We start from the raw sequence: 12392 nt of genomic DNA on the forward strand, positions 1-12392 counted from the left end.
GCCCGTGGCGGCTCGGTGTGGAGGCTATTTCTTCGAAAGCCAGGTGGTCAGGAAGTAGGGGCGGCCTTGCGCTTCATGGCCGATATCGTGGACGTAGTCCGCGACACCGTAGACCAACGCATCTTCATAGAGCGGGATGGCCAGCCCATTGTCCAGGACGAAGTCTTGCACCTGGGCGGCGATACGCTTGCGCGCATCCAGGTCGGCCGTCTGGTTCTGTTGACGCACCAGCGCATCAAGCTCGGGAATCACGCGGTTGGCCTGGTTCCCCACCGTGCTGTCCCAGGTGAACCGCAGGGCATCGATGTCGAAGCGGATCTGCGAGGTCTGGAAGAATGCGTTCACCTTGCCGTCGCGCTGGACCTTGGCATAGGTCGCCGCATCGGCCTTGTGCAGCCGCAGGTCTATCCCGACCCGCTTCCATTGCTCGGCGAGCAGTTCGAACCCGCCTTGCGACGTAATGTGGTGCATGGAAATATAGGTCGGGATCGTCAGCTTGCTGCCGTCCTTGTAGCGGTAGCCGTCGGCGCCGGTCTTCCAGCCTGCTTCGTCCAGCAGGGTCGCGGCGGCCTTGGGGTCGTAGGCCAGGCGCGCCGATTCGTCGACCCAGCCGGGATTGGCGCGGCCCAGCACCGAGGTGGCCAGTGCATAGCTGTCCGAAAGCAGCGCCTTCTTCAGCTCGGCGCGGTCGGTCGCCAGGTTGAGCGCACGGCGCACGCGCGTATCGTCCAGGTTGGGGGTGCTGGCGTTCACCGTCAGCACGTTCGCCACGTTGGCGGAGATGACCTCCAGGCGATGACGCGGCGAACGCTGCACCAGCGGCTCGTCCGTAGGCAGGATGCCCCGGGCCGCGTCCGCCTGGCCTGCGAGCAGGGTGCCGACACGCACGCTGCCCTCGGTGGCGATCGTGTGCACGAAGCCGTCCAGGTAGGCGGGGCCTTGGTGATGCAGGGCGTCGGGCCCCCAGTTGTAGTCATCGCGGCGCTTGTAGGCAATTTCCTTGCCGGGGCGTTCAGACGCGAACACGAAGGGACCTGTGGTGACCAGGTTCTTGCCCTGGCACTGTTCCTGATAGGGCAGCTTCAGCGTAGCCGGCGCCAGGATGCCGGCCTGCGGCATGGACAATTGCTGCGGGAAACTGATGTTGGGGCGCTTGAAGTACACCGTGACCTGGGTAGGTGTATCGATTTCGGTGCGGTCGTAGTCCGCGATCATGGTCCAGCGGGGAATGGCTTGGGCGGTGTTGCCCAATGCGATCTGGTCCAGGTTGGCCTTGACGACGTCGGCGGTCAGCCTGGTGCCATCGCTGAACGTCACGCCCTCGCGTAGCGTGAAGGTATAGCGGGTCCCGTCCTCGTACGACCGCCAGGCGGTGGCCAGCCAGGGCGATAGCGCCGCGGTCTTCGGGTCCTGGTAGACGAGGCGATCGAACAGGTTGTTGGAAATGACGGAGTTGGCGTACGTGCCGGCGGCCGACGGCGCAAGGCAGATCCAGGCAAGATAGTCGATCACGCGCAGGGTGCCGCCGCGCTGGGGCGTCTGCGCCGCCGCGGCGCCTGGCAAGGCCGCGGCGACGGCGAACAGCGGTCCGATCAATCCGCCCAGCATGGCAGACGTTCTTGCTTGCATTACGGTGACTCCAATCGATATCCGCCGGCATATCGGGCCGGCGCGGGAAGCGCCCGCCTGCCGCCTGGCGATGGCGGAAGGGGGCAGGCCTGCCAGGCGATGCCCTGAGCGTTCAGAGGCAAGGGCGCGAGGCCGGGGTCTAGAAGAAGCCCTGCTTGGGCAGGGGTTCGCCACGCGCCAGGTAGGCGCCGATCGCCAGGGCCTTGTAAAGCGACGGGTTATGCGAGGAAAGCGTGCGGGCGTTGCGCCAATGCCGGTCGAGCTGGCGTTCACGGTGCGTCGCCGAAGCGCCGCCGAGGTCGAACAGCAGCGTCGCCGATGCGGTGCCCAGCGCATCCACCGCCACCTTGGCCTGGGCCGCGGCCAGGGCCGCCTCGTGGTTGGCCGCCGAGCGTTGCGCCGGCGCGAGCGCCGCCGCGCGATCGAAGGCTTCGGCGGCATGCAGGATGATGGATCGCGCCGCGAAGGCGTTCGATGCCAACTGTCCCAATGCCTGCAATAGCAGGGGATCCTCGACGGGCGTGGGCGACGGGGCGTAATACAAATGTTGCTTGCGGCCGCGGATAAGCCTGAGCGCATCGTCGAAGGACGCCTGCACGATGCCGGCGACGATCGCGGTCAGGAATAGTTGAGGCAGGCTGGAGCCGTATTCCGAACCCGGGCGCAGGCGGTCGCGATGCACGATCTGGTGTTCGCCTTCCAGCCTGACCTGGTCGAGCACGACGGTGCCGCTGGCGGTGAAGCGTTGGCCGAAACCCGCCCAATCGTCGATCACCTTCACGCCGGCCTGGCGGGTCGGGACCACCACCGTGACGGTCTGGGAGCCATCGTCGCGTGTCGCCTGGATCGCCAGCCAGTCCGAGTACAGGCTGCCGGTGGCATATTGCTTCTTGCCGTCGAGGACCTGCCCCTGGCCATCGCGCCGCAGCGTCGTATTGAAGCGGCTCAGGTCGGCCGCGCGGCCATCGGCGTCGACGGGACGCACGGCGTCGGTGACCCCGTTGGCGAAGAGCTCGCCTTGCGCGGCGCGGCGCAGCCAATGCGCCGCCTTCTCCTCGTCGCCTAGCGTCAGGAGCACTTGCAGGAAGCCGTAGTGGTTACGGAAGATATGGGCGATGTTGGCGTCGGCCGCGCCCAGGCGCACGACCAGGGCAAACAAGGCGCGGTAGCCCAGGCCGGCGCCGCCCAACGCGACCGGTACGTTCAGCGCGCCAAAGCCGCGCGCCAGCAGGGCGCGGACCTCGTCGTGCGGCAGCCGCCCCGCGTGTTCGCGGGCCGGTGCGGTGTTCGCGATCTCGGCGAACAGTTCGGTCCATTGGTCTTCGGTCGCCGGCGCCTGCGGCAAGTCGCGGCCGAAGATGCTGTCATCGCTGCCCTGCCGCGTCGCGGCGGCATTGGTCGTAAACGTCATTGAAACCCCATCGATTCCGATTCACTGTCTTTCTGCTTGTATGAATCGAAAGACATATCCCTTTTTTCAAGTTAAGGGATCGTCGTGGACGGGGCAACGAATCGTTCCTGATAAAGATATGGGCTTAACCATATGGGCTTAACCCATATGGGTTTAACGATCTCGGCTCAACGAAATCGGCTTAACGATATGGGCTTAACGATATGGGCTTAACGATATGGGCTTAACGATATTCCGTCTCGATGGGGTACGAGGACTCAGGACACGGCATTCGCGCGCTGGCGGGCGTACACCTGCAGATGACAATAGGACGCGCGTATCAGCGGCACATCGATGCCGTGCCGCTCGGCGCGCGCGATCAGGTCGCCCACGATGGCTTGCGATTCCAGGCGCGGCGCGCCATTGGCGATGTCCCGCATCATCGATGCCGCCCACGTCGAATCGACATCGAGCAGGCGCGCTTCCAGCTTGCGTACGTCTTCCTCGGGCAGGGGGTGGCCCTCCGCCCGCGCGACGGAAAGACTTTCCGCGATGGCCTGGTGCATGAGGCGCGCGCCGTCCTGCGTGGACAGGATGTCGCCGATGGTGCCGCGCATCAGGCAGTTCATCAGCGCGCCGGAGGCCAGCATTACCCACTTGTTCCACAGTGCCTGCATGATGTCCACGGACAGCGTGCGCACGCCTTGGGATGACGAAATCAAGGCGTGGAACCGTTGCGCGGCGCCGGCGCCGGCTTGCGTGCGCGCGCCGACGATGACGACGTCGGTCGCGGCAAGGTGGCGGACGGCGCCCTGCGCGTCCAGCATGGTGGCGATATAGGAAACGCCGCCTATGACGCGGTCCCTGCCGTAGCGCGCGTCGAGCTGGTCATAGGCGCCCAGGCCGTTCAGGAAGGGCAGGATGCGGGTCTGCGCGCCGATGGCGGGCTGGATGTCGTCGAGGGCCGCGGGCAGGTCATAGGCCTTGCAGCCCAGCACGACCAGGTCGTACTCCGGCCGCAGCGCGGCGCGGGTGATGGCGTGGACCGGCGCCGAAAAGTCCCCCAGCGGACTGTGGACTCGCAGCCCTTGCCGCGCGAGCAGGTCGGCGCGTGCGGGACGGACCAGGAACGTCACGTCCGCGCCGGCCTGTATCAGCCGCGCCCCATAGTATCCGCCGATGGCGCCCGCGCCGACGACCAGTATCTTCATGATCAACTCCTCGTTGCTTGTTGCATGGAAAGCATGGAAAGCATGGAAAGCATGGATGGCAAGGGCGGCCAACACCGCTGGCCTCGACCGGACGGTCGCGTTGCCCGGCCTTGGAAAGGGAAAGACCCGCGCGCTTCAGGCGCCCCTGGATGCTGGCGCCCACTGTCCGTGCCTGACGGATGCGAAGATGCAGGCGCCGTAGACCACCATGGCGATGGCGCCCGCGGCGAACAATGTCGTCAGCGACCCGGTGATGGACAGCGCGATGCCGCCCGCGCCGGCATAGAGCGCCAGCCGCAAGGCGCCCGCCAGCAAGGGCCACTTCAGCCGCCGCGCGCCCTGCGAGGCGAAGTACAGGGAGAAGCCCAGCCCGAAGAAGCCGAAAAAGGGGCCCACGATGCGCAGGTAATGCGCGCCGGTTTCCAGCATCAGCGCATCGGTGCCGAACAGGCGCAGCCATGCGTGTGGCCAGATCGCGGCGAGCACGCCGACGATTTCGGCCAGCGCGAAGGCCATCGCGCCGCCGGTCAGCGCGATGCGGCGCGCGCGCTCGGCCTGGCCCGCGCCCAGGTTGGCCCCGACCAGGGCCACCATGGGCGCCCCCAGCCCGAAGCCGATGGGCATGAGCAGGTACTCCAGGCGGGCCGCCGTCGCATAGCCGGCCAGCGCCTGCGTGCCGGCGTAGGCGCTGACGATGGCCGTGCTGATGGCGATGAGGCTGTTGGTCAGGACCGGATTCAGGCAGGCGATGCCGCCGACCGCCAGGATGCCGCGCATGGGCGCCCAGTGCAGCGGGCCGCGTTGCAGTCGCGCCAGGTTGCGGCCGCTGACGCAATACCAGCCCAGCACCAGCGTGCCCACGGCGTAGTAGGCCACCAGCGCCCACGCGCCGCCGGCCACGCCCAGGGCGGGCAGCGGGCCGATGCCGAAGATCAGCGCGCCGGCCGCCGGGATCAACAGGAAGGCGCCGCCGCAGATGACCGCGCCCGGCACCAGCATATTGCCCGTGCCCCGTATCACGCTGGCCAGCGCGTTCATCGTCCACATGAAGGGCAGCCCGGCGAAAAGCACCCGCCCATACGTCCTGGCGTATTCGAGCGCCGCGCCGGTGGCGCCCAGGCGCTGGAACAACGCGCCGCCGAGCGCCAGGAAGATCGCCGTGAAGGCGATGCCCACCAGCGCATTGAGCACCACGGCGTGGCGCGCCTGCGAGTCGGCCAGGGCGCCGTCGCCGGCGCCGAGGGCCCGTGAAATGGCCGAGGAGATGCCGCCGCCCATGGCGCCTTGCGACATGTTCTGCATCAGCATCAGGATGGGAATCACGACCGCCACGCCGGCCAGCGCGTCGGTGCCCAGCTTCGCGAGGAACCACATCTCCACCAGGCCGGTGGAGGACTGCGCCAGCATCATCAGCAGGTTGGGCCAGCCCATGCGCAGCAGCGTCGATGCGATCGGCGCTTCCAGCATGCCGCGCAAGCGGGCGTTGTCGATCCGGGGAGCCGCGGCAAGGGCGGGGGGAGAGCAGCTGGGAGTAGCCGACATGAATGCCTCGTTTGCTGGGGTATGGAAGGCTGGCGCGCGAATTACTGGCGTATGCAAGTATTTCGGCAAATGTACTGGCATATGCCAGTATCGGTCAAGGTGCGGTAAAGTAGGGGCTTGCCTGGAGATACTCATGCCTCGGTCGCCCGCCTCGACCATCAAGGACCCGCTCGTCTGCAATGGCGCCGCGCTGCGCAAGGCCACGCGCCGGCTCACGCAGCTCTATGACGCCGTGCTGGCGCCTTGCGGCCTGACCATCGTCCAGCGCTCGGTGCTCGTGCACATCGACCGGGGCAATGAACCCACGCAGTCGGAACTGGCGCATGCCATGGTGCTGGACCTGTCCGCGCTGGCGCGCAGCCTCAAGCCCCTGGAGCGGGACGGCTACCTGGTGCAGACGCGCGACGAGCGCGACGGCCGCAGCCGCCGCGTCGCGCTGACGCCGCGCGGCAAGGCCAAGCTGGCCGAATCCAATGTGTTGTGGCGCAAGGCGCAGGGCCGTTTCGAGGAGGTCTATGGCGCCGAGCGCGCGGCGGCCTTGCGCCAGTCCCTGGCGGACATTTTTTCGGATGAATTCGCTGAAGCCTTCAGTCGGACCTGAAGCACGGGCGACGCACGGATAACGCACGAATGAAGCACTATACGGTCGCGCAGATGGAGGCCTTCCTGGCCATCGCCGAGTGCGGATCCTTCCGCATCGCGGCGGAGCGCCTGGGCATCACGCAGCCGTCGATCTCCCTGCGCATACGGGACCTGGAGGCCGCGCTGGGATGCGCGCTGTTCGTCCGCGGCAAGGGCGGCGTGCGCCTGTCCGAGGCAGGACAGATCGCCCAGCAGTACGTGCAGCGTGGGTTCGACGTGTTGCAGGAGATGGAGCGACGCCTGAGCAGCGGCGATCCGCTTACGGGATCATTGCGCCTGGGGTCGTCGAACACCTTCGCCCTGAGCTGCCTGCCGGCGCTGTTGGCCGAGCTGGAGCGGCGCCATCCCACGCTGCGCGTGGAACTGACCATCACCAACAGCGCCGCGCTGCGCCAGCAGCTGGACGCCCAGAAGCTCGATATCGCCTTCCTGGTCGACGCGCCGTCCGACCCGCTGCATGTGGTGGAGCCGCTGGCGTTGTGCGAGATCGCATGGTTTTCGCGACCGGCGTCCGCCGGCGCGGCGCGCACGCTGCGCGCGAGCGACTTGCGCGAGCGGCGCATCGTGACGATGCCGCCCGCCTCGCCATTCCATATCATCATCAGCGAGTGGTTCGCACGGGCCAAGGTCCCGCTGCCGACGCTGGATATCTGCAACGACATGGCAACGCTGGTGCGCCTGGTGCGCCTGGGCGTGGCGGCCAGCGTGCTGCCGGTGTGCCTGGTGGAGCAGGATGTGTCCCTGGGCGGCATCGTGCGGCACAAGACCGTGCCGGCGCTGGCGCCGCTGGTTATCTACGCGGCGCATCGGGCCAAGGCGCGCGGGCGCGCGGCCCGCGTCATCATCGACATCGCGCGGGATGTCGTGGCCAATGCGGGGCCGTACGTCACTCCGATTACGGTAACTCCGATTGCGGCGCCCCAGGCTACGCCGGTCGCCGCGACCTAGGCGGCGACCCGCGCAACCTCGGCGTCCCCTCAGGACCCCGCGTACTGCTTTTCCAACTGGTCGTAGTACGGCTTGTCCACCAGGCGCTGGCGCTCGTTGAAGGGAACGACCAGGTTGGGATCCTCTTCCAGCATGCCGGTCCTGGACAACGCGCCGAAGGCTTTCTGCATGCCCAGCACCGCGCCCTGCAGGGCGGCGTTGGCGTACAACACGATGCCATAGCCCAGTTCGCCCAGGCGATCGCGCGACAGGGCTGGGGTCTTGCCCCCGATGACGATGTTCATCAGCAGGGGGCGCGGCAGCAGCTTGGGCAGTTTTTCGACCTGTTCCAGCGTGGTGACGGCTTCGACGAACAGCACGTCGGCGCCGGCCTCGGCGAACGCATGCGCGCGCTCGATGGTGGCTTCGAAGCCATGCACGGCGCAGGCGTCGGTGCGTGCCACGACCAGCAGGTTGGGATCGTGGCGGGCGTCGACGGCGGCGCGGATCTTGCCCACCATCTCCGCGGTCTCGATGACGGCCTTGCCATTGAAGTGCCCGCACTTCTTGGGGCTGACCTGGTCTTCCAGCTGGATGGCATCGGCGCCCGCGCGCTCGAACGCGCGCACGGCGAAGGCCACGTTGACGGCGTTGCCGTAGCCGGTGTCCGCGTCGATCAGCAGGGGCAGGTCGACCGCGTCGCGCACGCGGGCCGTATGGTCGGCCATGTCGGTCAGGCCGATGAAGCCCAGGTCGGGCACGCCCAGGTACATATTGGTGACGCCGGCGCCGCTGAGGTACAGCGACTGGAAGCCGGCATCGGCGGCCACGCGGGCGCTCAGGGCGTTGAAGGCGCCGGGCATCAGCAGGCCCTGGCGGCGCTCGACGAGCGCGCGGAAATCGGCGCGGCGTTTGGCGGAATCGGACATGGTGTTCTCCTCGAAGGTGTACTTGCTTGTTGGTCGTCGGTGGTTGGAAGGATGGCGCGGCCCGATGCTACGACGCCGTGGCGGCGGCGGTCCGCGCCTGCTTGCGGAAGTGATGCAGGGGAAGCACGAGCAGCACGGTAATGACCAGGATCAGCCCCATGACCCCGAGGCCGGTGGAAAAACTGCCCGTCTTTTCCTTGGCCCAGCCGATGACATAGGGGCCGGCGAAGCCGCCCAGCGCGGCGATGCAGTTAATGTAGGCGAAACCCGCCGCCGCGCCCATGCCCGTCATGATGCGGCCGGGAATGGCCCAGAAGATGGCGCGCGCCGCGGTGACGCCGACCAGCGCCACGGTCAGGCTGGCCATCGCGCTTACGCTGCCGTGGGCGAATACCGCGAAGCCCAGGCCGATCGCGCCCACGGCGCAGCTGCAGGCCAGGTTGCCGAGCGAGTTGCCGCTGCGGTCCGAATGGCGAGCCCACAGCAGCATGCCGATGCTGGCGAAGGCGTACGGGATGGCCGATACGAGGCCGATCTGCAGCGGCGTGGAGAGGAACTGCTTGAGTATCAGCGGCAGCCAGATGCCGACGCCATAGGAACCGACAGTGAATCCGAACTGGATCAGGGCCAGCAGATGGACACGCGGGTCGCGCAAGGCGGCGGCGAAGTCCTTGCGCGGCTTTTCGCGTTGCTCGCCGGCCAGCATGTTCTTGATCAGGCCGCGCTCCTGCTTCGTCAGCCAACGGGCGGTGTCGGGGTTGTCGGAAAGCACGAACAGCGCCCAGATGCCGATCAACGCGGTCGGCGTGCCTTCCAGCAGGAACATCCACTTCCATCCGCTCAGCCCCCAGACGCCGTCCAGGTACAGCAGCGAACCGGACAGCGGGCTGCCGATCAGCGACGACAGCGGAATGGCGAGCAGGAACCAGGCCAGTATGCTGGTGCGGTAGCGCGCGGGAAACCAGCTCGACAGGAAGAAGGTGACGCCGGGAAAGAAACCGGCTTCGGACAGGCCCAGCAGCAGGCGCGCGCCGTAGTAGCTGTAGGGGCCGACGACCAGCGCCATGACGGCGGAGCAGATGCCCCAGGTGATCATGATGCGGGCCAGCCACAAGCGTGCGCCGTAGCGGAACAGCAGCATGTTGCTGGGGACTTCGAACAGGCAGTAGGCCAGGAAGAAGATGCCGGCGCCGAAGCCGAAATGGCTTTCGCTCAGGCCGATGTCCTTGTTCATGGTCAGCGCGGCGAAGCCGATGTTGGTGCGGTCCAGGTAGTTCAGCAGGTAGCCGAGGATCAGGACCGGCAGGAAGCGCCAGGCGATTTTCTTGATGACGGCGCGTTCCGCGTCCACGTCGCCGGTGGTGGCGTCGATAGGGGTATGCATGTCTTGTCTCCGGGCCCGCGATCCTAGAAGCCGAACAGGCGGCGCGGCGTGTCGCGCCAGATGACGGCGCGCTGCCTGGCGTCCGGCACCCATAGTTCGAAATCCGCGAGGCATTGTTCGTAGCGCTGGGTGTCCTCGTGCGAAACCCAGGGCCAGTCGCTGCCCCAGAGCAGTTGTCCGGGGCCGCCCGCGCGCAGCAGTTCCAGCGCATAGGGCTGGGGCGCGCGTCCCCCCAGGCGATAAGGCGCGGACAGCTTGACCCAGGTGTCGCCGGCGCGCACGCCTTTGAGCACTTCCTGGAAGCCCGGGCTGGCGATGCCGGCGTCCGGTTCGGGCGAACCGAAATGGTCGACGACCACGTCCGCGCCGCCACGGCGGATGGCGGGCAGGATGGCGGCCATCTTGTGGCCCTCTACATACAGTTCGATGTGCAGGCGGTGGTCGCGTGCGCGGGCGAACAGGCGCTGGTATGCCTCGCCGGCCGGATCGGGCAGGGTGTCGCGCCGCAGCCAGTTCAGGCGCAAGCCGCGTATGCCGGCGCGGTACAGCGCGTCGAGATCGTCGTCCGAAATGTCGGGCGCCACGATCGCCGTGCCGCGCAGGCGGTCGGGATAGCGCCGCAGGGCGTCGAGCAGCAGGGAGTTGTCGGTGCCGTAGAAGCTGGGTTGCGTCAGTACGCCGTGCGAGATGCCGTGCTTGTCCAGCAAGGCAAGGAAGTCCTCGGCGGTGATGTCCTGCCTGGGTTCCGAGTGACGTCCTTCAACCAGCTTGGCGTCGCGGACCATGATGTGGGCGTGGCAATCGACGCGCCGCACGTCGCCGGCCAGGGGACGTGACGTCGCGGCCGAAGCCGGGGTATTGCTTTGCATGGGGCCTGTCTCTTTGTTGTCGCGTATGTCCCATGGCAAGCGCGCTTCGGGGCGGCGCGCGTCCGGTGTCCACGGGGAGTATCGAGGACAGACTGTAAGTACCCATGGCTCATTTGTCCAATTGGTACTTCTTGGAAAAAATCATAGGAAATTTTAATACCTGATCTGCTTCGATGGCTCGGGGCGGGGCCTTGGCGCGGCCCACTCGCGGTCGCCGAGGCGAGCGGGCCAGGGTACGGAGGGGTGTCGTGGTTCGGGCCGCGGGTGCCGGCGACCGGCTTCTAGCCCGCGAAACCGCCGCCATCCAGGAAAGCCTGCTCTTCTTCCGTCGTGACCCGCAGCAGCATCGGATTGCGATGGGGGAAGCGGCCGAAGCGGCGAATGATGTCGCGGTGGCGTTCGGCGTAGGTCCGCTCGCCCTGCGGCAGGGCCGCGTGCAGGGCAACCGACAGCTCCTGGTCCGCGAGGTCTTCGGAGTGCTCGAAAGGCAGGTAGAAGAACAGGCGCAGTCGCGGGTCCACGTGGTCCGGATGCCCTTGGGCCAGGGCCTCGCGGGCGTAATGGCGGGCCAGGGGATCGGTGGCGTACATATGCGCGGTGCCGCGGAAGGCATTGCGTGGGAATTGGTCCAGCAGGATGAGCAAGGCCAGCGCGCCGGTCGGCGTCCGGTTCCAGTCATCGAGGTCGCGCCGCGCGGCGGCCAGGTGCAGGGCGATGTAGCCGTCGTGGAAGCGGCGGTCGAAGTCCGCGTCCTTCCTGAACCAGTAATGGCGGCCGCGGCGCCAGAAATCCACGATGTCGGTGGCGGCTGCGGGAACGGCGGTGGATGTATTCATCGGCGTGGAGGATGCGCGCGGCGTGACGAGGACCGGCCGGAACTGGCCAGCCGGAAATACGCGCGCGGGGCAGGGCACGCGGTCGCGGGCATACAGTCTACCGCGTGTCTAGCTCGTGTCTAACGGGGGTCTAACGCGGGTCTGACGCCTGCCTACCGTGGCCGCTCAGTTTCCGCCCAGCTCGCGTGCCCGGGCCTGTGCCGCGCGCATGGCGGCCTGGAAATCCGCGCCCACGTGGCGATCTTCCAGGACCTCGATGGCGGCCTGCGTGGTGCCGCCCTTGGACGTCACCATTTGCCGCAAGTCCGCCAGCGCTTGACCGTCCCTGTGCCGCGCCAATGCCGCCGCGCCCGCGAAGGTTTCCAGGGCCAGCTTGCGTGCCAGGGCGGGCGCCAGGCCAGCCTGCGCACCGTATGCTTCCATGGCCTCCAGGAAATAGAACACATAGGCGGGCCCGGACCCGGAGATCGCCGTCACGACATCCAGATCGCTTTCCTTGTCCACCCAGGCGTGCGCGCCGATGGCCGACGCCATGGCCTGGGCCAGCAGGCGGTCCGGCATGGACACGGCCGGCGGCGCGTACAAGCCCGTCATCCCTTGCCCGACGAGGGCCGGCGTATTGGGCATGGTGCGCACGACGCGCGGGGTCGACAGCCAGTCCGACAGGGTCCCGCACGTTACCCCGGCCGCCACGCTGATATGCAGGGGATCGTTCCAGGCGGCGCGCGCGGCCGTCGCCGCCTGCGCCATGTATTGCGGCTTGATTGCCCACACGACGATGCCGCTGGACCGCTGTGAGGCACTGGGGCTTTCGTGGCCCTGCACCCCCAGTTCCTGCTGCACGCGCTGGCGGGTCGCCTCGTCGGGATCGATGACCTGGATACGGGCTGCGGGCAGGCCGTCCCGCAGCAGCCCGCGGATGATCGCGGTGGCCATATTGCCGCCGCCCATGAAGGTGGTCATGGGCAGTGCCGCGATGGTCGGGGGCGCGGGAGCGTTGGGGGCGGCGGTTTGCATGGCTGGGGGAGACCTC

11 protein-coding genes are annotated in these 12392 nt (G+C 67.6%); 2 read left to right on the plus strand and 9 right to left on the minus strand.

Going from position 1 to position 12392, the window contains the following annotated elements; translation table 11 throughout:
• Positions 1-24: 24 nt before the first annotated feature.
• The 4 genes from C7R54_RS08710 to C7R54_RS08725 all read right to left on the minus strand — a co-directional run bounded on the left by C7R54_RS08710 (position 25) and on the right by C7R54_RS08725 (position 5697).
• Positions 25-1629 (minus strand): ABC transporter substrate-binding protein, encoded by a 1605-nt coding sequence (locus tag C7R54_RS08710; RefSeq protein WP_158021179.1) that lies wholly within the window; start codon positions 1627-1629, stop codon positions 25-27.
• A gap of 139 nt (positions 1630-1768) precedes the next feature.
• Positions 1769-3040, minus strand: a complete 1272-nt coding sequence (locus C7R54_RS08715; protein WP_129149804.1) for an acyl-CoA dehydrogenase family protein — start codon at positions 3038-3040, stop codon at positions 1769-1771.
• 257 nt (positions 3041-3297) lie between these two features.
• Complete coding sequence (locus C7R54_RS08720; protein ID WP_129149805.1) at positions 3298-4230, minus strand: 2-dehydropantoate 2-reductase; 933 nt, start codon at positions 4228-4230, stop codon at positions 3298-3300.
• A gap of 135 nt (positions 4231-4365) precedes the next feature.
• Complete coding sequence (locus C7R54_RS08725) at positions 4366-5697, minus strand: MATE family efflux transporter (protein ID WP_129150407.1); 1332 nt, start codon at positions 5695-5697, stop codon at positions 4366-4368.
• Positions 5698-5905: 208 nt separating this feature from the next.
• Between C7R54_RS08725 and C7R54_RS08730 the strand changes: the two genes are divergently transcribed.
• Together C7R54_RS08730 and C7R54_RS08735 are read left to right on the plus strand one after the other, a co-directional pair.
• Complete coding sequence (locus C7R54_RS08730; protein WP_129149806.1) at positions 5906-6373, plus strand: MarR family winged helix-turn-helix transcriptional regulator; 468 nt, start codon at positions 5906-5908, stop codon at positions 6371-6373.
• Between the two features lie 29 nt (positions 6374-6402).
• Positions 6403-7362 (plus strand): LysR family transcriptional regulator, encoded by a 960-nt coding sequence (locus tag C7R54_RS08735; RefSeq protein ID WP_129149807.1) that lies wholly within the window; start codon positions 6403-6405, stop codon positions 7360-7362.
• 29 nt (positions 7363-7391) lie between these two features.
• On the opposite strand, the gene C7R54_RS08740 is transcribed toward C7R54_RS08735, so the two are convergent.
• From C7R54_RS08740 to proC, 5 genes are all read right to left on the minus strand, one after another.
• Complete coding sequence (locus C7R54_RS08740; RefSeq protein ID WP_129149808.1) at positions 7392-8270, minus strand: isocitrate lyase/PEP mutase family protein; 879 nt, start codon at positions 8268-8270, stop codon at positions 7392-7394.
• 67 nt (positions 8271-8337) lie between these two features.
• On the minus strand, positions 8338-9654 hold the full coding sequence (locus C7R54_RS08745) for an MFS transporter (RefSeq protein WP_129149809.1): 1317 nt from the start codon (positions 9652-9654) through the stop codon (positions 8338-8340).
• 23 nt (positions 9655-9677) lie between these two features.
• On the minus strand, positions 9678-10523 hold the full coding sequence (locus C7R54_RS08750; RefSeq protein WP_129149810.1) for an amidohydrolase family protein: 846 nt from the start codon (positions 10521-10523) through the stop codon (positions 9678-9680).
• A 281-nt stretch (positions 10524-10804) separates the two neighbouring features.
• Positions 10805-11359 carry a DUF924 family protein gene (locus C7R54_RS08755; RefSeq protein WP_129149811.1) on the minus strand — a complete coding sequence of 185 codons (555 nt, stop codon included), beginning with the start codon at positions 11357-11359 and terminating at the stop codon, positions 10805-10807.
• A gap of 165 nt (positions 11360-11524) precedes the next feature.
• Positions 11525-12376: a pyrroline-5-carboxylate reductase gene (gene proC, locus C7R54_RS08760; protein ID WP_377814266.1), complete on the minus strand. Its 852-nt coding sequence runs from the start codon at positions 12374-12376 to the stop codon at positions 11525-11527.
• Between the last annotated feature and the right edge of the window lie 16 nt (positions 12377-12392).

The sequence above is a fragment of the Achromobacter aloeverae genome, assembly GCF_004121055.1.
In the GTDB taxonomy this organism is placed as follows: Bacteria; Pseudomonadota; Gammaproteobacteria; order Burkholderiales; family Burkholderiaceae_B; genus Bordetella_C; species Bordetella_C aloeverae.